A 22,328-nucleotide genomic window follows, 5' to 3' on the forward strand; every position below is an offset into this window, starting at 1 on the left:
TTATTTATACTAAAACTAAGTAATTTTACTGAATAAATATGTCAAGAACTAGCGCCATAGTAGTGGGGTGTGAGAAGATTGAATAATAAGGAACCGCAGATGAACGCAGATGGACGCAGATGGGAGTTAAATGAGATTACAGAAAAGATTATTGGTTGCGCGTTTACGGTAGGGAAAGGCTTGGGATGTGGGTTCTTGGAAAAGGTTTATGAGAATGCTTTGGCTTACGAGTTGCGACAGATTGGTTTGTTGGTAGAACAACAATATGATATTGAAGTGCAATACAAGGGGATTGTCGTTGGCAAATTTTTAGCTGATTTATTGGTAGAAAGGCGCGTTTTGGTGGAACTTAAAGCAGTTAGAGTTTTGGATGAAAACCACTTTGCACAGTGTCTTAACTACCTAAAAGCTACAGGTCTAAATGTATGTCTATTAATCAATTTTGGCAATCCAAAGGTAGAATTTAAACGTATCGTCCGAAATTTATAATTTTATCTGCGTCCATCTGCGGTTAAAAATTCTTTGTGATTCTCAAACTCCTGCCAGAACACTTGCAAACTATCTGCACTCACGCCGAAACGACCTACCCAGAGGAGTGCTGCGGTATAATATTGGGTTATCTGGCAAGTGAGGGCAAAACTGTGGTAAAAGTGATGCCAACAGAAAATGCCTGGAGTGCAGAAACAGCAGCAGATTTCCCTAGAGATGACACATTAGATTACAGCAAGAGGCAAAGGTATGCGATCGTCCGTTTTTTGCCAAGGCGTTTCTTTCAGAAACGCCTTCCCCGTTCCGAAGGAACGGGGCAACTGCACGGAGTGCAGTTGGGCAAAAGGACGCGCTTCGCGATCGCACCTCAAGTCATGTTGCAGGCACAAAAGGAAGCACGCGATTGTAAACTAAATATCATAGGAATTTATCACTCCCATACCGATCATCCAGCGATTCCCTCAGAATGCGATCGCCAGCTAGCTTGGCAGGAGTACTCCTACATCATTGTTTCCGTACAAAAAGGCAAAGCTAGTGACATCAAAAGTTGGCTTCTAGATGATAACCATCAGTTTCAGCAAGAAGCAATTGAAAAGTTAGGTTAAGAACCAGTCATACAAAAAGACACAAAGGGTATTGTTTTTCGGTAGGATTAAAAATCCGCTCTTCCTCATCAAACTGCTATGCTTAATCCCAATCTGGATGAAATCCAGCTAACAAAAGATGATTACGAACGTTACTCCCGTCACCTCATTTTGCCAGAAGTGGGACTGGAGGGACAAAAACGTCTAAAAGCTGCCAGTGTGCTATGTATCGGTACAGGTGGACTGGGTTCACCTCTGCTTTTGTATCTGGCGGCGGCGGGTATCGGACGCATCGGTATTGTTGATTTTGATATTGTCGATACTTCCAACCTGCAACGCCAAGTCATTCATGGCACATCTTGGGTGGGTAAACCTAAGATTGAATCTGCAAAGAATCGCATTCACGAGATTAATCCTGACTGTCAGGTTGACTTGTACGAAACTCGCCTGACTTCGGAAAATGCCCTCGATATTATTAAACCTTACGATATCGTGGTGGATGGTACCGATAACTTCCCCACACGGTATTTAGTCAACGATGCTTGCGTGTTGCTGAACAAGCCCAACGTCTACGGTTCCATTTTCCGTTTTGAAGGGCAAGCGACGGTATTTAACTACGAGGATGGACCGAATTATCGCGACCTTTACCCAGAACCACCACCACCAGGAATGGTTCCCTCTTGTGCAGAAGGTGGCGTACTAGGTGTTTTGTGCGGTATTATTGGCACGATCCAAGCTACCGAAACTGTCAAAATTATTATTGGACAAGGTAACACCTTAAGTGGGCGACTGCTGCTGTACAATGCCTTGGAAATGAAGTTCCGAGAGTTAAAGCTCCGTCCTAACCCAGTGCGCCCAGTCATTGAAAAGTTGATAGACTACGAACAATTCTGCGGTATCCCACAAGCTAAAGCACAAGAGGAGAAACAGCAGATGGAAATTTCAGAAATGACAGTGCAGGAGTTGAAGCAATTGCTGGATAGCGGTGCAGATGATTTTGTGCTGCTAGATGTCCGTAACCCGCATGAATATGAAATTGCCAAAATACCTGGTGCAGTCTTGGTACCGTTACCAGATATTGAAAACGGTCAAGGCGTTACTCAGGTGAAGGAATTGCTCAACGGTCATCGTCTAATTGCCCATTGTAAGATGGGTGGGCGTTCTGCAAAAGCCTTGGGAATTCTTAAGGAAGCGGGAATTGATGGTACGAATGTGAAGGGTGGTATTACCGCTTGGAGTAAGGAAATCGATCCGTCAGTGCCGACGTATTAATAAGGAACTGCATTTGAATTATGTAGAGACGCGCCATGGCGCGTCTCTACAATGCGTCTTTGCATAAGGTAAAATCTACTGAGCAAACCAGCAACGAATCAACTCCACTTGAAAGCGAAAGCCCTCACCAACTTCTTCAATCAACTCGCGTTGTAACAGCAGTTCAAAAGCGCTTTCCGATACATCAGGAAGTTGTTGCAACGTAGTACTTCTACTGACTATTGCCCCTTCCCCTTGTGCTGCCAACAAGCGCAGGATAACTAACCCAGCAGCGTCTACTTGGTTATTTTGAATATCTGCAAAGAAGAAACTGCCACTACTCAAAGCTTCTGGTACCGCCGCTTCCACGTCCGCCATAGTTGCCAGTCGGCGAACAGAGGGGTCTTGCTCGTTCTTGAGGGCGACAATTTCACCACACAGCAGTTGTACGAGGAAAGGGTGACACCGGGTGAGTTGCAGCACTCGCTTCACAGCGTCTGGTTCATAACGCAAGGTAAAATCTTTGACGGGATACTCAATTAATTGCCGCGCTTCGTCTTCTTTAAGGTAGGAGATATGTACAACTTGGACATTAATCAAGTAGCTAGCCCAGCGTTGATATTCTTCTATGGTATGCGAGCCAGCCAGCAGAACTTTGAAGCGGGGACGATGTTGTATGAGGTGACGCAGCATTCCCAGAACGTCTTGCTCATCAAAGCGTCCTTTGGTTATTGCGCTGTCTAGCACCTCGAACTCGTCTAGAGCAAGTAAAGCGGTATTTTGTCCTAGTGCGTGTTCTACGTCATCCAGCCATTCATTAAAGCTGGTGAAGGGGTCAGTTGGTAGCGCTTCCCGCGTTAGAGATGGCAGGGTTAGGGCGCTTTGCCGTTTAGCTGAGTTCACCATACCTTTAGCAAGATTGTAGAGAAAACCTGCATGGTCACTTGCTGATGAGGGTGCCCCCTGCAAGTCCACAAACATGGGGATGATAGTATTGGGCAGCAGGCGTCCCAGGTTGTTCAGTAGGGAGGTTTTACCCATGCGCCGCTGTCCATAGAGTAGCAAGGGAGGACGGCGGCGGTCTAGGAGTAATTGCTCAATGCGTGTACCGATATCAGTGCGTCCGGTAAAGATTTCTTGCTGTTCTGTCAGGGGTACGCCAGTGATGTAAGGAGAGTCAATTTCTTGACGAAGTTCGGTTGTTTTAGCCAGTTGCTCGACATAGTTAGTGATTATCGCACGCCAACTGTGAGCGATGGGGCGGAAGAGGACAGGGTATTTGTAGCTGCTGCTAATTAATGCCTGCAACTCTACATCTAACTTATCTCGAATACTCTTGAGTGCTAGGCGCTGGTGGTAAGCAGTTCCCTGATTGAGAGCAACTTCTACGTTTTCGCTAATGTTACCAAAAGTGCGTATCAGTAAATTAGCTGGACTTTCCATTTGGCTGTGAGTCAAGCGCTGGTAAACTGTACTGATAGTCACCACATCTGCACAACGTTCCAACTGACGAGCATTTTGTGCAATCACCTGCTCGAGTTGGTTTGTGTCTTGGTTGTTTATCAGTACATTTCTGCTAAGAGAGTTTCTGATGGAAAGATATAACTTCGGCACCACGAAGTAAGTGATTAATAAAACAGCAGTAATCACGATGAAAACGAGAATTCCGTAAAGTGGTAGTGCCGCTGATGACAACGATAGCAAGACTGACAGCACTGATGTTACTAATCCGACTATGGCAGCTGCAACTGATAACCATTGCTCTAGTTGACTTTGCTGTTGCCGCCTCTGCTCTTGCTTCCGTAATGCCAAACTCTGCTGGATGAAGTCTCGCTCCACTTCACTGAAATCTCGGCCTTGCTGTAGCCAATCTTCCGCCTCAGCTAAGGGTATACCTCGCAACAAGGCTCCGTCATCCTTGCCACTAGCCAGCCATTGATGCACCAACGCTCGCAGTCGCTCCTGCCAGATTAGGAAGCTGCGGTCAATCTCTATCCAGTGACGCAGCCTTTGCCATTCTCGAATCAGAGCTTCATGGGCAATTTCTACTGTTCTTTCTCCGGTAATCCATCCTTGGGTAACTATCAATAGGCGGGCAGCTGTTAGGCGCTCAATTACATCCTCATTGTATTGTCCCACTTCAGCAAGGGTTGCCTGTCGCCTCGTGTCCTCTGTTCCTTCCCCCGGACGCACCAGTTGGAGGAACACCCGTTGCACCTGTTGCTGATCTGCACTGCTCAGTTGAGCATACACCTCCTCAGCATACTTAGCCAATGACAGTCCAACCCCGCCGATTTGGACGTAATCCATAAGCGTGAGCAAACCATTTCTCTGTTTTGTCCATAGCTGAGTCAAAGTGAACTCCAGTAAGGGTAAAATCCCCGGTTCTCCTGCCACATCATCCAGAATACGCTCCGCAAGCCCTGACTCAATCTGTACATTCATCATCTGGGCAGGCTTTTGAATAGCATCTCTCAATTCTTGGTGATTCATTGAAGGAAGCATCAAGACCCCATACTGCAAAGCATCGGCAAAGGGACGGTAAGAAAGAGCATTTTCGAGAAAATCAGCTCGCAGAGTCAGGACAAGTGTAAAATTCGGTGCATGGTGAACCGCTTCCAATAAACTCTCTAAAAAGTGAGCACGCTCCTGGAAATCGGAGCAAAGGGTGTACAGTTCCTCAAACTGATCCGCTACAAGCAACAGGCGTCTGTTGGTGTTGTTCTCTGTGATAGCTGTTACCACATGCCGTAATACCTTTGGATTCTGCTGTAACTCTGTGGCTAACTTTCTTGCTCGCACCATCCAGTCAATTTCACTTTCTTGGGGTTTTAGCACAGAGATCATTGCATCGGCTAGGGCATACAAAGGACGCCGACCAGGACTAAAAGAGGCGATCTGCCAGTTACCTTGTTGGCGCAAGTGCGGGATGAGACCAGCAAATACCACTGAGGATTTGCCACTACCGGAAGCCCCAATCACTGCAACTAGGGAACATTGTTGCGTCGCTGATACCAGTTTCTCTGTGAAAGCTTCCCGCCCAAAGAAAAAAGGAGCGTGCTCCTCACGGAAAGCCGACAAGCTACGGTAAGGGCAGGGAACAATGGGCTGTGATGTCATGGTTCCTCCAAGAGGAATCGAAATGGTACTATCTGTCGCAACCCCTCCTCCCGCCAATTCTCATCAGTCTCTTCATCTTCTAGATTAAACAATCTTTCCCGACAAAGAATTTGCAACAAAAGTGGCAAGCGTTGGCTTTGTTGCAAAATCCACTCCACATCTTCATCAGGAAAGGGGATAGGCGAACTAGCTATCAATTCCCGCGCTTCTGCCTCCGTCAGCGCTCCCAATGTTGCGGTATAGCCGAAAATATTGAAAAAGGGTGAACTATGCCCCGTGTTGCGAGCAAGTTCAATGGGTGATTCGTGGGTAGCTAAGATAAAGGCTAGATTTCCTCTTGTGTGGTTAGTCGCTAATGAACGCAAACACTCCCAAAACTCATCATCTAACTCTGGACAGCGTTGCAACCCAACGCCAATTTCATCGAGTAAGATGACTGTGGGATTATGCAAATTCTCACTGACTACATCCATGAAGTAATCTAAATTACAAGGCGTCGGCACTTTTAGATTTAGGCATTCTAGGATATAGCCTAGTAGCCTTTCTCTGCTTGCCATTCGCGGGTCTTGGAAGTCTACGAATATCCACTTATAACTTTCTGCTTGCGGTAGCCAGTCGTACTTTTGCCCAGAACGTAGCTTTTCTGGTGGAGTGGTAGTGATGTTTTTTAGATAATGCAGCAGAGAAGTCTTGCCAATGCGTCGTTTACCGATAATGGCAGCATTTTGTAGAGGATGGCGTTTGAGTAAGTCGAAGAGGCGTTTGAGTTCTTTTTGCCGTCCAAAAAAGTAACGGGGATGGGTGATGGGAGAACCAGTGATGAAAGGCGAGGTTTCCTCAAGGGTGATGTTTGAACCATGTAGAGACGCCCCATGGCGCGTCTCCACAGTATCTGGTTCGTTTTTATCAGCAATTTCTTGCCAGTCTAGCCCTAATTTTTCGCAAAATTCCACAAAATTCAGGTAATCAACTGGTTCCCCCCTGAGGAAGTTCTTGATGGTAGACTCAGAACGCCCCATTTCTGTGGCGAAAGCTTTTTGGCTGGGATAGCCAGAACGCTGGAGAGATGATTTAACTTTTTGAATGTACTCTTGGGCAACTCTAAGCGATCGTGCCATCACTCCGCATCGAAAAACTACTCAGAGTATAACGAGTTTTACACAATGTAGAGTGCAAGGTGCCTAACCCAAAAACACCAACGCACCCTTGTATCTTAGAAGAAGTGGTAGATTAAGCAACCCTAGAGAATTGGGGCACATTTCTAATGGTTGCTACAAGCGCGATGGGCTGCGCCCCGCCAAAGGCGATCATTGTCATGAATGTGTGAATTACTGAAAGGAGAAAGCATTTTGGCGAAATGAGAAAGCAATTCACCAAAATGCTTTCTCAAAATACTAAAACGAGTACGCGAATTACTGAAATGAGAAAGCAATTCACCAAAATGCTTACTTAAAATACTAAAATGAGTACGCGAATTACTGAAATGAGAAAGCAATTCACCAAAATGCTTACTCAAAATACTAAAATGAGTACGCGAATTACTGAAATGAGAAAGCAATTCACCAAAATGCTTACTCAAAATACTAAAATGAGTACGCGAATTACTGAAATGAGAAAATATTCTGGCAAACCGAGAACACAAGAAGCCGTTTTGTTGTTCGTCTTACTTTAACGCTAGCGAACACTTGACTTTTAAGACAGTCGCTACAAAGCCTAGTCATCCTGATCTCAACCAAAAAGGAACGATAAGTCGTCTCATGCTGAACTTTTACCCAACTCAGTACTCAGCTACCGCCAAATTTTAATGAGATTGTGTTGAGTTAAACGCAGTCAAGATGAAACGCAACTTAGAAATTTGGCAATTTACCTTACCACTTTGTGCAGTGCTAATGTTTGGCATGGGAGCTTATACTACCATTCACATGGTTGATGGTCGCTACCGCGTGGAAGTAGCAATCAATATGAAGGGACTGAGGATAAAAACTGATGTGGACAAAAAAGAATGCAAACCTGCGGAAGATAAGATTCAACCGCAGGAAAATCAGCATTCTCAAGAGTGATGCAACGAACCGCCAAGACGCAAAGACGCCAAGACATCTTTGCGTCTTGGCGTGAGGAAAACCTCCCTACATCGCACAATTCAACGCGCCGGCTTTTTGCGAAAAGCGAATATTCTCCCGATAATCAACAGGACAATCTATCACTGCTGGAACATCCTGTGCCAAAGCTTCTTTGAGGATGGGAACCAAATCAGTAGCAGATTGGACGCGGTAGCCTTTTAGACCCATACTTTCGGCAAATTTGACAAAATCAGGGTTGCTAAAATGCACAAAAGATGACCTACCTTTGCCAAAGTAATTTTCTTGCTTCCACTCAACTAAGCCGTAGCCACCATCATTGAAAATAAGGGTGACAAAAGGCGTACCAACGCGCAAAGCCGTTTCTAATTCCTGGCAATTCATCATAAAGCCACCATCGCCGGTTGCAGCAACAACTTTACGGTTAGGATGCACAAGTTTTGCGGCGACGGCACCAGGAATGGCAATACCCATTGCTGCAAAGCCATTGGAAATGATGCAAGTATTCGGGCTATGGCAGTGATAATGACGGGCAATCCACATTTTATGTGCGCCAACATCAGAGATGACGATATCTTCTGGTCCCATCACTTGCCGCAAGTCATAAATTAACTTTTGTGGCTTAATCGGAAACCCGTCATCATTGGCATACTCTTCGTAGTCGGCACGGATATTTGTCCTTAAGTTGATAGCGTAGGGATTAGGCTTACCCTCGCGATCTGCAAATTTTAAGATTTCAGAGAGGGAATCAGTAATATCTCCGACAACTTCAACGTTAGGAATATAACTACTATCAATTTCCGCAGGAGTGACTCCAATATGAACAATGGGAATTTTGCCATCAGGATTCCATTTTTTCGGGGAAAACTCAATCAAATCATAACCAATGGCAATGACTAAATCTGTGTTATCAAAGCCACAGGTAATGAAATCTCGCTGTTGCAATCCCACTGACCACAAAGCCAAGGAATGAGTGTAAGGAATCACGCCTTTGCCCATGAAAGTGTTGGCAACGGGAATATTCATTTGGTTGGCAAATTGTGTGACAGCATCACTTGCTTGGTCACGAATAGCCCCATTGCCAACTAAAATGATCGGGTTCACTGCTTGGGAAATTGCTGCTGCTGCTGCCCTGATACTGGCAAAAGAAGCGAAGGTTTTTTCGATGTTGTCCTTACGTAAGGGATTGCCTTCTGCGGGCATGGCGGCAATATTTTCTGGCAAATCGATGTGAACTGCGCCCGGTTTTTCACTTTGCGCCCGCTTAAAGGCTTTCCGCACAAGTTCTGGTGTAATACTGGGTCGAACAATTTGTTTATTCCACTTTGTCACCGGGGCAAACATTGCCACCAAATCTAAATATTGATGGGATTCAATGTGCATTCTATCTGTTCCCACCTGCCCGGTAATCGCCACCAAAGGCGCACCGTCAAGGTTAGCATCGGCTACTCCAGTCATCAAGTTTGTTGCCCCAGGACCAAGAGTCGAAAGGCAAACGCCGGCTTTTCCTGTCAAACGTCCGTAGACATCTGCCATGAAAGCAGCACCCTGTTCGTGACGGGTGGTAATAAATTGAATTGAAGAATGTTTCAGCGCCTCTAAAACATGCAGGTTTTCTTCCCCAGGGAGTCCAAAAACGTATTGCACCCCTTCATTTTCCAAGCATTGTACCAATAGTTCAGCTGTATTCATAACTCCTCTTTATTCCTCTGGGTTGATAGCACCTGGTGTGGCTTGTTATTTCACCCACACAGTTTTAACATTGACGAACTCATGTATACCTTGGATACTCAATTCCCTGCCATATCCAGAACGCTTGATCCCACCAAAGGGCAAGCGGGGGTCGGACTTTACCATACCGTTGATAAATACCGAACCTGCTTCGATTTCCTCAATAAGGCGATCGCGTTCTTCGGCGTTTGTTGTCCAAGCACTTGCCCCTAAACCAAATGGTGTAGCATTTGCGATTTTTATCGCTGCGTCAATATCTGGGACACGGAATAACATCGCCACCGGACCAAAAAACTCTTCCTGCGCCACTGGGTTGTCTGGGGAAATATCTGTAAGAATCGTTGGAGGATAAAAGTTACCAGGACGGTCTGATAAAGGATGTCCACCCGTCAGAACTCTTGCCCCACTCTTGACACCAGCTTGCAGTTGCTGGTCTAAGTCTTTAAGAATATCAGGAGTTGCCAGTGGTCCTAAGTCAGTATCGGCTTGCATCGGGTCGCCAATTTTTAGCGCATGGAATTTCTCTAGTAGTAGCTTTTCAAACTTGTCTGCTATTGTCTCAAGGACGATGAAGCGTTTCGCTGCAATACATGATTGCCCGTTATTCAACATTCTCGCTGTTGTTGCGGTGGCAACTGCTGCCTCTAAGTCTGCACTTTCTAAAACAATAAACGGGTCGCTTCCTCCCAATTCCAGGACTGTTTTTTTAATTTGTTTTCCCGATGCTGCGGCTAAACTTGCCCCGGCTGGTTCGCTTCCTGTCAACGTCGCTGCTTTAACTCGGTCGTCAGCCATTAAGTCAGCAACTTTGCTAGCACCTATCAACAAAGTTTGAAATACACCTGTTGGGAAACCTGCTTTATGTATAATTTCTTCTATTGCCAAAGCACACTGCGGTACATTGGAAGCGTGTTTGAGTAATCCTACATTTCCTGCCATCAAGGCTGGTGCGACAAAGCGGAACACTTGCCAAAAGGGAAAATTCCACGGCATCACGGCGAGAATTATACCTAATGGTTGGTATTTTACAAAACTATGGCTAGCATCGGTTTTTACGCTCACATCAGCCAGGAATTCGGCAGCGTGTTCAGCGTAGTAGCGACAGACGAGGGCACATTTTTCCACCTCCGCGATCGCCGCTTTGAAGGGCTTGCCCATTTCCAGCGTCATGATCTTGGCAAATTCTGCTTTTTCTTGCTCTAAAATGTCAGCAGCTTTGTGCATCCAAACAGAACGCTGTTGAAAACTCGTTTTGTGGTACTTTTCAAAAGCCTGTTGTGCCAAATCTATTTTCTGAGCGATTTCTGCATCGTTTAATGGCTCAAAAGTTTTCAGCAACTCCCCAGTTGCAGGATTAATAGTGGCGATCGCCATACCCTGACCTCCCCGTTAAAATATTACATGAGGTAGCATCCATATGTAATAGACACCTATTACGGAAGCTACTTTATTGTAGTCTTTCAAAAAATGCTAACTTTACTTATATTAAAATTTCGCAATTAAAATTGAAACAAACTATACATAAAATCTATGTATTTATGCTTACAATATCCACTAAGAAAGTGTGCATTTCACTGACTCTGGTTGATTTTAGCAGGATGTACCACTGCAATTAAAAATAAATTTTACAATTTAATATCTTTTTTCGATTTTAATTCTGGGATTAGGTCAAAGTTACCATATATTATCTACTTGCCATATCTAGAAGCCTGTTTTCTGTGTTTTATACAAGGAAGCTTTTACTTGAAGGGTCGGTGAGTCCACCGGAAATTTGGGATTTTAAAGAGAAAACCTTTTGCACAAGTCAAGAGTAATGAAAATAAACCACAGATTAACACAGATACACACAGATGATACCAAGTTGTGTTCAGATGTAGGAATTCGTGCCCTCTCCCCCACTCTTGTCTCGTTGACCAGCCCCTATCCTCACGGCATCTTTGTCTGATAAACCTTGACTAATCGATTAATACCTTTGAAACGATAATCTCCCTTTTCTAGGAAGCATGAGGGTTGTGACAGCAATTTATAAGTGGCTTCACTGACAATACATTCACCAGGAGGACAAACTGCTTCCATACGCGCAGCTAAATTAATAGTGGCTCCTAATGCGGTATAGTCAACCCTTTGGGAACTACCGACATCTCCAACGACAGCCTTACCACTGTTAATAGCTATTCGTAATTGCAGTGGTTCGGTCCAAAAATTCTTGGCATTGAGATTTTCTAGACGAGTTAACATACCTTTGGCAGCAGTGACAGCGCGATCGGCATGATCCGGTTGTGGTTCGGGAGCGCCAAAAAATGCCATAATGCAATCGCCAATATACTTATCTAAAGTGCCAGCGCACGCAAACACCTCTTGCAGCATCTCTTCAAATAAATTGTTAAGTAGTTCAGCAATTCGAGTTGGTGTCAAGCTTTCTGAAATTGCAGTAAAGCCTACCAAATCGGCAAATAAAATACTGATTTCACTTTCTTGTGGGGGTAAACGTCCATTGGGTAATGCACCAAGAGCTATCAACTGCTGTACAACTGCTGGTGAATGATAGCGTTCGAGTCTTTGGCGAATCACTTCTTGGCTTCTGAGTTTCTCGGCTAGTAGCCAACGTTGTACACTAGAAGCCACAAGGTTTGCTAAAGCTGAAAAAAACCTGAGTTCTTCCTCTCCTTTTTCTGCCCAATGGTAGGACGAAAGATGAGCATCAGCGTAGAGAACACCAACAACCTTATTCTCATCCCACAAAGGAACCGCCATCGCGCTACGAATGCCTTTCACCAAAAGACTGTTTTCCCCAGCAAACCTTTCATCATTTTGGGCATCAGCAGTTTGAATAGCAACTTTTTCCTCAAAGACCTTTTGGCAGATACTACGGCTAATCCAACTACCATCAGCTGGTAAATCTTCTTGATGACAAATATTTCTTGTAGCTGCGCTTACTAACTCTAGCTTGCCACAGCCACTGACATCAATTAATAATGCCAAACGGTCAATACTATCGAGGTAGCGAAAAACGACTTCTTGGACTTGAGAGAAAATCTCCTCTATTGAGGCTGCAGCGGAGAGATTCTTGGCTATGTCTACTAAGTCTTTCAGACGGGCAATAGTTTTGTCTTTGGTTCCGATATCACCATCGATGTTATCACCTAAAATCCATTGCTGTTGTAACTGTTTAACGTTGCGAAGAATTGTTCTTCCCTGATAAGGGACTTCCTGCTTCAACGTGGGTGCTTCAACAGGAGTCAACGTTACAACCACACACATATCCCCTAGCCAAACAACATCGCCGTTTTGCAACTCTTGGGGAGAAGTTATCAAGCGTTCGTTCAATTGAGTTCCGTTTTTACTACCCAAATCCTCAACAGTCCACACACCAGAAGGAGTTTTCACAAGGCGGGCATGGTAACGCGAAACTCCGCCAGAAGGCAAGTATAAGTCACATTGCGGCAAACGACCGATAGTAAAAACATCTTGATGCACCGTCACCGTTCTTTCGGAATTTCCCTCTTGTAGGCGCAGTTTCAGTTGAGTCATGACTTCATATAAATCGATTCTGGACGCAGGGAGTACCAGCATTGCTAAACCAGGATTAACCCTTCATCCTTTCTTTATGGCACTCTCTATAACATTCCGACAACTGCGAAAAAATAACATTCTAGCTAGATACACATACGGAAGAAACATTGACGACGCTAGACTTGAGCAGTGAGCAGCATGGTTAGTGAAACTTCTGGATTAACCATGAGCACTACTGTTGCCGCTACTAGCGAGGGTGCAAGTAGACGAATTCTGCCGATATGATCTAAATGTGAAGTCGTTTTGTTTGTTGCGATTTTTACGTTGCCATGGGTAGCTGCCATCACCTGATTGTTGTACATAATAATTCAGCAATTATTTCTGTAGCGATCCGGGAAAAACTACCTTTTTTTTGAAAAAGTCTATTGTCCTTAACATTTCACCTGAGGAAAAGCTATACAATGATCGGCTCCTTACTAGACCAGCGTTACCAGGTGGTTGAACTATTGGGTAAAGGCGGATTTGGTCATACTTACATCGCGCAAGATACTCGTCGTCCTGGCAACCCCACTTGCGTCGTCAAGCATCTCAAACCTGCCACTAACGACCCAGACTTTTTACAAACAGCTAGACGCTTGTTTCGTAGGGAAGCCGAAGCCTTGGAAAAGCTGGGCAATCATGACCAAATTCCCAGGCTATTAGCTTACTTTGAGGAAAACGAAGAATTTTTCTTGGTACAGGAGTTTATCGACGGACATCAGCTTTCCTTGGAGATGTCACCGGGAACTCGTTGGGACGAAAGCCAAGTCATTCAACTCCTGTATGAAATTTTGCCTATCCTAGACTTTATCCACAATAATGATGTTATCCATCGCGACCTCAAGCCACAAAATATTATCCGTCGCCATAGCGATAACAAGCTGGTTCTGGTTGATTTTGGCGCTGTCAAACAGGTGAAGATGTACTCGCTGATGAGTCCAGAACAGCAGATCAAAAACGAGACAATTTCCATTGGGACGCCAGGTTACATGTCGAGTGAGCAAGCACAAGGTAGACCTCGCCCCAACAGTGATATCTATGCACTTGGCATGATTGCAATCCAAGGTCTGACTGGCTTGAGTCCCAAGCAGTTAGCAGAAGACCCGACAACCGGGGAGATTATCTGGCGGCAATATGCCCAAGTCAGCGATCCCTTGGCGGCGATCATCACTAAAATGGTACGTCAGTACTATAAATATCGCTTTCACTTCGCAGACGAAGCGCTAGAAGCACTCACCTCAATCACTCATCCCAATACACCAACAGCAGCAGCTGCTGCCGTCAGCTATGTGGTACGCAACTATTTGCGAGAAGGTTATGTGTCGGCAAATAAAATGGTACAATCGCTCCAGAAACTGGCAAAGCCTTGCTACATTCCGCCAGATAACACAACTGCTCCTGAGACAACACAACAGTCTCCATCCCCTTCACAGAGTACGGTGAAAATTTCTCCTGTTAATTCACCCATCTCACCAAACAGTTCTCCCACACGCCTTGGTTTTCTTAATCAATATCGTCGCAAATTGCCATTACTCATTGCTGCAGGCGGCGGTCTTGTTTTAGTTGTGTTTAGCATAATTTCTGCAAGTCCTCCATCGCAGCAGCCCTCTCGTCTGACAGCAGAAAATAATAAAATTCAAGACACAACTAAAGAAACAACAGACAAAAATACAACTGAAGCAATACAAGAACAAAACAATTGTGTTGTTGTGACGCGATCATCAAATCTACGTTCTACTAGCCATAGGAGAACTGGAAAAGTTATTAAAGCTGGTACTAAGGTGACAGTGACTGGAAAAAAAGAAGGCGGCTGGCTAGAAATTAGCGCTCCCGAAGAGGGTTGGATTTGGGGGAGTCGGACAAAAAATACTTGCCCCACGAGGTAAACAATTTAAAACTCAACCGTCAATACTCAACAGTCGAAAATTGTTCTCCCCCACTCCCTCTACTTCCTTATCTCCTTTCATTGTGCTGGTATTTCTAGAGGAATTTCACCGAGCAATCCCTTGCGAAAATCTGTTAGTAGTGTACGTGCAGTTTTTTCTACATCGCCCTTGTAACGATACTCTGCCAACGCGAACAAGTATGCTTCTCCACTCAGGGAAGTAGAGTCGAGTTTGTAACGCGATCGCAAAGGATGTTCTGGTAACAAATTAGGGGCATTAGCCTGGATATTTTTCAGTATATCTACTAATGCCGCTGCTACCATTTGATTATCGTAAGATGCTTCACCAATATCGTCACACATAGCTAACTTCAAAGCTGCTTGTTGATCTTCCAACTTAGCAGGGATGACACCAGGAGCATCCAGCAATTCCAATTCCTCAGAAATTCGCACCCAACGTAATTGACGAGTCACCCCAGGACGCGCTGCACTTTCCACCACTCGGCGTCCTAATAGACGGTTGATCAGGGCTGATTTGCCAACATTGGGAAAGCCAATCACCACTGCACGAACTGGACGTGGTAACATCCCGCGACTTTTTCGGCGTTCATTAATTGCCACCCCAGCTGCTTGCGTCGCTTTCGATATCGCAGTTACCCCTTGACCTTGCTGGGCGTTGGTAAAATAAGGCACTTCCCCATGGCTCTTGAACCACTCTGTCCACACTTGCCGGACTTGGGGCAAAATCATATCTAATCGATTGAGTACCAGCACCCGCGTTTTGCTTCCCACCCACTCGCTTATTTTAGGATGATGTGTTGCCAAGGGAATGCGGGCATCGCGTACTTCCAGGACAACATCGACAAGCTTGAGTTGTTCTTTTAAGTTTTTTTCAGCTTTAGCGATGTGTCCTGGATACCATTGGATGATATTTAGTTTATAGTTTTGAGTTATTGACATTTGTTCTTTGTCCTTTGTCCTTTGTCCTTTGTCAAATTGACTCAGGACTATATAATGTTGCGTAGTGAACTAATGAGAAATGAAATCTGTGGATTCTGCTAGCAAATTGTCATCCCACCACTGACAATTACGAGGTTACAGAGCCTTTTTAACACTAGATTTCTTACAAAAGTCACATAATAATATTTAAAACCACAGATTAACACAGATTAACACAGATAAATCATCTGTGTGCATCTGTGTTAATCTGTGGTTTCATTTTCATTCTTCTTGAGTTTTGCCAGAGGCTTATTGTAGAACTTTAGCCAGACAATAGCGCCTATGAACTTTAATTTGATTGATGTAAAATTATCCGGTTATCATCTGGATCATAAGCGTATATTTCTTTACCATGAGAAGCAGTGATAATTTCTCCTGGTGGCGGATAGCCTAAAGTGGTCAGGTGAGCGATCGCACTTTCTAAATCATTTACTTCTAAACAGAAACTCATTTTACTTTTATTAGAGTTTTCAAATTCAGAAAAATGAGTTTGTTTAGGCTTAAAAATACCTAATTTTAAACTAGGAAATTGAAACTCAGCATAAACATTTGGGATATAGATAGCTGGATCTATACCCAGAAATTGGGTATAGAAATCAACTAGTTTTTCTATATGAAAAGTTGCTAGAGTCACAAATGCATTAGTATATTGAAAAGTCATCTCAAAGATGAAGTAAAGCTTTTATTCTGTTCTACTCACTGCTGTTGCAGGTTTGTGTTGAATATCCCTTTCTGGGTCACCCAACTCGCGCAAGTTAGCTGCAAACTCTAGCAGAATGCCATCAGGGTCGAAGAAATAAACAGAGGAAAGAAATGTATTTTCGTCAACTTCAGGAACATAACCAGAAGGAACATCAGAGTGATGTAAAATAGGTGTCACTTGGATGCCTTTGGCAATGAGTTTTTCTCTATACTCCTGAATTTTTTCCAACGGAACATTGAACGACAAATGGTTTAACGAAGCATGAGCAGTAGTGATATTACCAGTTTGCCACGCATCAGGACTAACGGATGCAATACCAGGTGCAGCTTCTGGCCCTTGTGGAAACCAGAAAAAAGCTAACGCCTCTCCATTGCCAATATCAAAGAAAAAGTGCTGTCCTCCATCTGGTAAGGCGATGGTTTTAATTAACTTCATACCCAGCGTGTTGGTGTAAAAATCCACAGTGCGTGCCATGTCCTTACACACTAAGGCAATATGATTTATTCCTTGTATTTGAAACTCGTTCATTGCTATCACCTGTTTGTAAAACTGACTTTTTGACTAATATTTATTCTCTCTATACCAGTGTAGACATTGAACCTTTCCCCGCGCAAAAATCCAATTAAGGTAATCCCAAATTCCTGAGCTACAGACACTGCCAAACTGCTAGGGGCGGAAACAGAACAAACAATGGGAACACCAGCCGTTGTACACTTTTGCAAAATTTCAAAGCTAGAGCGTCCGCTTACCATAACGATATGGTGACTTAAGGGTAACTGCTCACTGAGCAAAGCTGAACCGATTAATTTATCCAAAGCGTTATGACGCCCTACATCCTCATGCAAGTTCAGCAGTTGTCCTTGGGGATCAAACAAAGCCGCAGCATGCAGACTTCCTGTAGAATTAAATATACCTTGAGCAGCTCGAAGCTGATCTGGTAGATTATAGATAATCTCTGCACTCACAATCGGTTCTGCAAGAATAGCTGGACAACCCCGAAAACGCAAAGCTTCAAGACTTGCCTTACCACAAACTCCACAGGCACTACTTGTATAAAAGTGTCTTTCCAAAGGCTGTAAATCCGGATTCAAACCCTCGCGCAGGGCAACATTCACAATGTTGTAGCGTTGCTCACCATCCACAGAATCATCCACGCAGTAACTCATGCGTTGAATATCTTCTTTACAACGAATAACCCCTTCACTGTAGAGAAAACCAGCAGTTAGTTCAAAATCTGCCCCTGGTGTTCGCATAGTCACAGCCACCGTGCGGCGCGGAGACATCAGGCGAATTTCTAGGGGTTCCTCTGTCGTCAGTTGGTCTTGTCGAGGACGTACCTGACCTTTTTCTACCACCCAAACAGAGGCTTTGGTCTTGCTTCCAGGACGTTTAATCATTGGTCATGAGTTATTAATGAAAAGTATGTAACTTTACACGATATTAGACCTCATTCCCCTTAGTTTTTGGTCTAGGAGCAGGTGCGCCACGTAACATTCCTTCTGTACTGAGATCTTCATCAATTTCCTCCCAGTGTATGCCGTAACCTCCGCCAGATACTCTCCAATTCGCTCGTTCTTCAGGGGTGGCGTTGAGTAGTCGTGGATACCAAACCAAGGGTACAGTAATTGTTCGCCCATCCATCAGATCAACGCTGATTGTGTCTTCAGTGAAATGAACATCCTTAACTCTCTCGTCCGCTCGAATCGCCAAAATACCCATACCAAGCCTCCAATAGTTTTTCCTGATTTTTCTGCACCAGCAATTGCAATTTTCGTAGTTCCTTGGAACTAAAACCAATGTTATTAGCCAAGCTTAAATTATCCGCGTCCATCTGCGGTTCAAATAACCCTCAACTGTATTTTTGCCAGAAATCTAATTAACCTTTTCCAAGCACACCACTGCGTTATAATCAGGAACTCCTTCACGCGATCGCTTACTTTTATCAAGTAACACATTCCCCTCGGGCCAATGTACCTGTAAGTTTCTTGACTGAATAGGTGCTATGTAAACTCGTCCCTTGTACTCCCCCAACTCATTCTTGAGAATGACTGTATCGCCATTTTTAAGTCCCAAGTGCTTGGCATCCCCCTCATTCATCAACACCGCTTCTCGCACTGCACCAGTAATAGCATCCTTGCGTTCTTGTACCATACTATTAAACTGCTTACCCCGGCGGGTTGCTACCAAGAAATAGCCTTCTGGTAATTCCTTCTGGGGAGGAGACAACACTGCAAAGTGAGCTTTCCCATCCGGTGTGGGGAAATTCCAGCCAAAGCATAGATGAGATCCACCATACTGAAACTGGTCTCCTACTTCCTTCAGATGTTGAATTCCAGCGTATTGAGGAACCACTTGGGCAATCTCTTGACGTATCGCTGCGGTATCTGCGAAATGTAGAGACGCGCCATGGCGCGTCTCTACAACGCGTCTTGCCAATTCCATGAACACTTCCCACTCTGGACGCGCCTCCCCAATACGGGAACCCGGAATTTCTGGACTAAAAATGACCCGGCGTTCGGTGCTGGTTTCTGTCACTCCCCCTGGTATTTCGTAGCGAGTTGTCGCAGGTAACAGGACTACAGTTTCTGCGGGTTCCACAAGCATTTGGCTGGAGAGAACAATATCCATATGCACTCGCATTGGAACCCGCTTGAGAGCATCTTCTACGTAATCAGGTTCCGGCAAAACTTCTAAGAAATTCCCTCCCACAGAGAACAAGACATTCAACTGCCCCTCATAGGCTGCATGAATCATTTCGGGAGCAATTAAACCCTTACTAGTCGGCACTTCAAAACCCCAAAGCTTGCTCAACTGGGCAGAATTTTCGGGGGTCATGGGCTTACCACCAGGAAAGACTGTCGCGTAACATCCCATCTCTGCACCACCCTGCACACCTGAGTGACCACGAATTGGCATCAAGCCGCAACCTTCGCGACCGACAAAACCTTTGGTGAGAGCTAGGTTGATGATAGCTCGCACATTGTCTTCGCCAAATTCATGCTGTGTAATGCCCATACTCCAGACAAACACAGCCTTTTGTGCTTCTCCAACCATTTTGGCAAAGGCATACATTTGATCTCGGTCAGATCCCGAAAGCCGCTCTAACTCTTCCCAAGATTGAGTTTCAAGAAACGCTTTGAGTTCATCAAATTCACTGGTGTAGCCGTTAATAAATGACTGGTCTACCCAACCATTGGCAATCATATGCTTGATTGTCCCATTTAAAAATCCCATGTCTCCGCCCATGTTCACCAAAAAGAAATCTTCAGCAAACTTGGTACCAAACAAGGCACTTTCTGGAATTGAGGGAACCCAGTATCGCTCCATCCCTGGCTCACGGTAGGTGTTAATCACAACTATCTTTGTACCTGCTTTCTTAGCGTAGTGCAGATACTTGACGGTGACAGGTTGGTTGTTTGCTACATTTGAACCAATGAAGACTAATAAATCTGTGCCAATCCAATCTTTGTAAGAGCAGGTGGTCGCAGCTGCACCGAGAGCACCCTTAAGACCAGCCGTACTAGGAGAATGACAGATACGAGCGGCGTTGTCAATGTTATTTGTTCCCATTGCCCGCACAGCTTTTTGAGCGGCGTAGTATGTCTCGTTGACGGTACCTCGGCTGGTTATGTAAAAACTCAGGCGGTCTGGCGTAGTGGCGCGGATGCGACTGGCAATGACTTCCATTGCCTCATCCCAGTTGACTCGGCGAAAGCCTTTTTCTCCACGTTGACGGATCATGGGGTAAGGAAGCCGTCCAAAGTTCCGTAATTCTGCACTTGATACGGCATGCAACTGCGAGACATCCCCCAAGATTGCAGGGTCAAAGGCAGGCATTGTATTCATTTGCAAAAGTCGCAACCGGACATTGCACACATGGATTCCCTCCACTGTCCAATCTTTCATCCCGGTTGTCCCCAAAGCGCAACCATCACAAACACCCTTGTTAAGGATATTCCATGCATAGGGCAATTTAGCACGGGATAGCCAGAAGGCACGAAAAACTTCCCAGTAGTTATTGGGGTACTGCTCTCCTATCCCAAACGGCTTCCAACTTGCCCAGTTTGCAGGTGTCCAAAATCTTTTCGGTTTAGGCAACATAGCGATTTTTGGCAAGAACTAGTCATCATTGTAAGACTAATCTCCGGAAAAAGTTGGGAGTAGCAAATCAGGAGTAAATCAGTAGCAAAATTAGAAGTCTGGACACTCAGCGCTAACTATTTCGGGATGGCAGTAGTAGGTTAAAACTGTCTCCACAGTGTCGCCAATCCACAACGCCACTTTGTCCGGGCTAACACCGCTACTAATTGCCCATGTCGCAAAGGTGTGGCGCATAGCATAGGGTTTGAGATAGGATACATCCCCGGCATTCGCCAGAGATTTCACTACGCCAGGATATTTAATGTTTTTTGACTTCCATTCATTCCAACAACTGAACATTATGCTGCTGTTTAATGGTCGCCCTGTTTTACTAAGAAAAATTAAGTCGGTTGGATTACATGAAGTAGGACGAATATCTAGAAGCAGAGCTTGAAGTTTAGAACCTTTCTGACATGGGAAAACTCGCTTTTTACCGTTCTTAGTTCCCTTCTTGATTCGATGTCCATTGCAAGATTTATTGATGGTTATGCGACAACAGTCATTGCTAATATCTCCCCAGGTCAAAGCAAAGGCTTCTCCTGGTCGAGCGCCAGTCCAGAATAGAAATTTTATTAGGGGTGAATAGCAAAAAAATAATCGGTGCTCTTCAAAGGCTTTAATGATTAAATCTCGTTGTTCGAGGGTGAACGCTCGAAGGTCATCATCAGTAGATTTTTTTTTTGCTTTTTGATTCTTAATTTAAAAAAGGGGTTGTCAGGAATTAAATCCGATTTAAATGCCCAGTCACAGCAACGGTTAAAACACTCTAATTTTTCCCATGCCATGTAATGAGTTGAAGTTTTTAGAATCAAGTCTCGGATTTTGGGTGCATCTTCTAATGATCGTATCGACAGGCGGTCAATGTAATTGGCGATCGCGCGATATTTTGTCAAGATGGTTGTTTTTTCAATTTGAGTAGATTGGAATTCTGTGAACCTGTCCCAAAGTTCTTGTAAGTCAAATGAATATTTTTTAACTTTTGGTTCGGGTATAACCTCTGCGGAGTTAACTTGGCGAGTCGCCTTGAATTGATAACTTTTAAGGGTGTGGTCGAATCGCTCTAGGGCAATGTCATTTACAATCGCATCACGACGCATTCGCACAATTTTACGATTTTTCTTTGTGCAAGCACTCCACCAGAACACCTACAGCCAAACACTATAGTAGATAAAGCTTTAGAGGGTGATCCTAGGGGTGATCTTCAGGGTGATCTGCCTAAGATCATGTCCCAAAAGATACCATATGAACAAACAGAGCTAAAAACTCTACCAGATAAGGCGTTGAGCAATTTTCCCCAGGGTGATCCGAGGGGTGATGCTCAAGGATCACCTGTAAGCACACCTGTGGATGGATCACCTGTGGGTGAGGTGATCCATTGAGGAACCAACCATTTACGGTGACGATGCAGGGGATGTTGGGAATCTCTAGGGCGATGGTTTCTTTGATCAAGCCATATAAGAAATATTTGCGGGTGCAGATTGATTACACCTTCGCTGATGGCACTACAAGCACTCAGGAAGCACACCCAACCAATAGGAGGGAAGCGGAAGCTATAGCAACTAAAGAAATTACTCGTTGGCAGAATGAGGTGATCTTCAAGCAGAACTATCGGGTTAAGCAGCTTGGTGCAGACGGGTACATCTGGGTTATGGGGTGCAAGCTAGTCAGTTTACCCAATCCACCTGCTAATACATGGTACGTTTTTGAGTCAGCTACAGGTTCTCGCTTGCGGGTGGCTGGTGATGATGAATTTGAGGTGCAGCAGGATTTGGGGAATTGCTAAGAGGGTAAGGTGA

At 44.6% G+C, this 22,328-nt stretch carries 22 protein-coding genes; 7 read left to right on the forward strand and 15 right to left on the reverse strand.

The genetic code is table 11. The features are described 5' to 3' along the window. The first annotated feature begins 99 nt into the window (after nucleotides 1-99). The 3 genes from MAS10914_RS0116620 (at nucleotide 100) to moeB (ending at nucleotide 2,345) form a co-directional block, all read left to right on the forward strand. Nucleotides 100-489, forward strand: coding sequence for a GxxExxY protein (locus tag MAS10914_RS0116620; RefSeq protein WP_017317078.1), 390 nt, complete (start codon nucleotides 100-102; stop codon nucleotides 487-489). A 35-nt stretch (nucleotides 490-524) separates the two neighbouring features. Beyond that, a complete protein-coding gene (locus MAS10914_RS0116625; RefSeq protein WP_156818171.1) occupies nucleotides 525-1,094 on the forward strand; it encodes a Mov34/MPN/PAD-1 family protein in 570 nt (189 codons plus the stop codon). Nucleotides 1,095-1,172: 78 nt separating this feature from the next. Beyond that, entirely contained in the window at nucleotides 1,173-2,345 is a 1,173-nt protein-coding gene (gene moeB / locus MAS10914_RS0116630; RefSeq protein ID WP_017317080.1) for a molybdopterin-synthase adenylyltransferase MoeB, read from the forward strand. A 75-nt stretch (nucleotides 2,346-2,420) separates the two neighbouring features. On the opposite strand, the gene MAS10914_RS35000 is transcribed toward moeB, so the two are convergent. Together MAS10914_RS35000 and MAS10914_RS0116640 are read right to left on the reverse strand one after the other, a co-directional pair. Beyond that, nucleotides 2,421-5,444, reverse strand: a complete 3,024-nt coding sequence (locus tag MAS10914_RS35000) for an nSTAND1 domain-containing NTPase (RefSeq protein WP_017317081.1) — start codon at nucleotides 5,442-5,444, stop codon at nucleotides 2,421-2,423. Continuing rightward, a complete protein-coding gene (locus MAS10914_RS0116640; protein WP_017317082.1) occupies nucleotides 5,441-6,562 on the reverse strand; it encodes an ATP-binding protein in 1,122 nt (373 codons plus the stop codon). Before MAS10914_RS0116640 ends, MAS10914_RS35000 begins: the two co-directional genes overlap by 4 nt. A 717-nt stretch (nucleotides 6,563-7,279) precedes the next feature. On the opposite strand from MAS10914_RS0116640, the gene MAS10914_RS0116650 reads away from it, so the two are divergent. Continuing rightward, nucleotides 7,280-7,504 (forward strand): hypothetical protein, encoded by a 225-nt coding sequence (locus MAS10914_RS0116650; RefSeq protein WP_017317084.1) that lies wholly within the window; start codon nucleotides 7,280-7,282, stop codon nucleotides 7,502-7,504. Between the two features lie 66 nt (nucleotides 7,505-7,570). On the opposite strand, the gene MAS10914_RS0116655 is transcribed toward MAS10914_RS0116650, so the two are convergent. The 4 genes from MAS10914_RS0116655 to MAS10914_RS0116670 form a co-directional block, all read right to left on the reverse strand. After that, a complete protein-coding gene (locus MAS10914_RS0116655) occupies nucleotides 7,571-9,214 on the reverse strand; it encodes an acetolactate synthase large subunit (protein ID WP_017317085.1) in 1,644 nt (547 codons plus the stop codon). 45 nt (nucleotides 9,215-9,259) lie between these two features. After that, nucleotides 9,260-10,627 (reverse strand): NAD-dependent succinate-semialdehyde dehydrogenase, encoded by a 1,368-nt coding sequence (locus MAS10914_RS0116660; RefSeq protein WP_017317086.1) that lies wholly within the window; start codon nucleotides 10,625-10,627, stop codon nucleotides 9,260-9,262. Nucleotides 10,628-11,179: 552 nt separating this feature from the next. Next, nucleotides 11,180-12,784, reverse strand: coding sequence for an adenylate/guanylate cyclase domain-containing protein (locus MAS10914_RS0116665; protein WP_026082608.1), 1,605 nt, complete (start codon nucleotides 12,782-12,784; stop codon nucleotides 11,180-11,182). A gap of 158 nt (nucleotides 12,785-12,942) precedes the next feature. Beyond that, on the reverse strand, nucleotides 12,943-13,128 hold the full coding sequence (locus tag MAS10914_RS0116670) for a hypothetical protein (RefSeq protein ID WP_017317088.1): 186 nt from the start codon (nucleotides 13,126-13,128) through the stop codon (nucleotides 12,943-12,945). 99 nt (nucleotides 13,129-13,227) lie between these two features. Between MAS10914_RS0116670 and MAS10914_RS0116675 the strand changes: the two genes are divergently transcribed. Then, the gene (locus tag MAS10914_RS0116675) at nucleotides 13,228-14,691 is read left to right on the forward strand and encodes a serine/threonine protein kinase (RefSeq protein ID WP_017317089.1); all 1,464 of its coding nucleotides are present in this window, start codon (nucleotides 13,228-13,230) and stop codon (nucleotides 14,689-14,691) included. Nucleotides 14,692-14,768: 77 nt separating this feature from the next. Here the strand turns inward: MAS10914_RS0116675 and ylqF are convergent, their stop codons facing one another. The 9 genes from ylqF to MAS10914_RS35605 form a co-directional block, all read right to left on the reverse strand. Next, nucleotides 14,769-15,650 carry a ribosome biogenesis GTPase YlqF gene (gene ylqF / locus MAS10914_RS0116680; protein ID WP_017317090.1) on the reverse strand — a complete coding sequence of 294 codons (882 nt, stop codon included), beginning with the start codon at nucleotides 15,648-15,650 and terminating at the stop codon, nucleotides 14,769-14,771. A gap of 328 nt (nucleotides 15,651-15,978) precedes the next feature. Next, nucleotides 15,979-16,350, reverse strand: coding sequence for a VOC family protein (locus MAS10914_RS0116685; protein WP_017317091.1), 372 nt, complete (start codon nucleotides 16,348-16,350; stop codon nucleotides 15,979-15,981). A gap of 21 nt (nucleotides 16,351-16,371) precedes the next feature. Further along, nucleotides 16,372-16,920, reverse strand: a complete 549-nt coding sequence (locus tag MAS10914_RS0116690) for a VOC family protein (RefSeq protein WP_017317092.1) — start codon at nucleotides 16,918-16,920, stop codon at nucleotides 16,372-16,374. A gap of 5 nt (nucleotides 16,921-16,925) precedes the next feature. After that, the gene (gene fdhD / locus MAS10914_RS0116695) at nucleotides 16,926-17,789 is read right to left on the reverse strand and encodes a formate dehydrogenase accessory sulfurtransferase FdhD (protein WP_017317093.1); all 864 of its coding nucleotides are present in this window, start codon (nucleotides 17,787-17,789) and stop codon (nucleotides 16,926-16,928) included. Between the two features lie 43 nt (nucleotides 17,790-17,832). Further along, nucleotides 17,833-18,111 carry a DUF2442 domain-containing protein gene (locus MAS10914_RS0116700; protein WP_017317094.1) on the reverse strand — a complete coding sequence of 93 codons (279 nt, stop codon included), beginning with the start codon at nucleotides 18,109-18,111 and terminating at the stop codon, nucleotides 17,833-17,835. Then, a complete protein-coding gene (locus MAS10914_RS36645) occupies nucleotides 18,074-18,223 on the reverse strand; it encodes a DUF4160 domain-containing protein (protein WP_084786372.1) in 150 nt (49 codons plus the stop codon). Before MAS10914_RS36645 ends, MAS10914_RS0116700 begins: the two co-directional genes overlap by 38 nt. A 41-nt stretch (nucleotides 18,224-18,264) precedes the next feature. Beyond that, nucleotides 18,265-20,493 (reverse strand): FdhF/YdeP family oxidoreductase, encoded by a 2,229-nt coding sequence (locus MAS10914_RS0116705; protein ID WP_017317095.1) that lies wholly within the window; start codon nucleotides 20,491-20,493, stop codon nucleotides 18,265-18,267. Between the two features lie 90 nt (nucleotides 20,494-20,583). Next, nucleotides 20,584-21,231, reverse strand: coding sequence for a tyrosine-type recombinase/integrase (locus tag MAS10914_RS35600; RefSeq protein WP_332248837.1), 648 nt, complete (start codon nucleotides 21,229-21,231; stop codon nucleotides 20,584-20,586). Next, nucleotides 21,156-21,635 carry a hypothetical protein gene (locus tag MAS10914_RS35605; protein WP_232224173.1) on the reverse strand — a complete coding sequence of 160 codons (480 nt, stop codon included), beginning with the start codon at nucleotides 21,633-21,635 and terminating at the stop codon, nucleotides 21,156-21,158. The genes MAS10914_RS35600 and MAS10914_RS35605 overlap by 76 nt, the downstream gene beginning before the upstream one ends. Before the next feature lie 120 nt (nucleotides 21,636-21,755). Between MAS10914_RS35605 and MAS10914_RS34310 the strand changes: the two genes are divergently transcribed. Together MAS10914_RS34310 and MAS10914_RS0116725 are read left to right on the forward strand one after the other, a co-directional pair. After that, nucleotides 21,756-21,911, forward strand: coding sequence for a hypothetical protein (locus MAS10914_RS34310; protein WP_017317098.1), 156 nt, complete (start codon nucleotides 21,756-21,758; stop codon nucleotides 21,909-21,911). Continuing rightward, nucleotides 21,908-22,315 (forward strand): hypothetical protein, encoded by a 408-nt coding sequence (locus tag MAS10914_RS0116725; protein WP_156818172.1) that lies wholly within the window; start codon nucleotides 21,908-21,910, stop codon nucleotides 22,313-22,315. Before MAS10914_RS34310 ends, MAS10914_RS0116725 begins: the two co-directional genes overlap by 4 nt. Nucleotides 22,316-22,328 lie beyond the last annotated feature (13 nt).

Source organism: Mastigocladopsis repens PCC 10914 (assembly GCF_000315565.1).
In the GTDB taxonomy this organism is placed as follows: Bacteria; Cyanobacteriota; Cyanobacteriia; order Cyanobacteriales; family Nostocaceae; genus Mastigocladopsis; species Mastigocladopsis repens.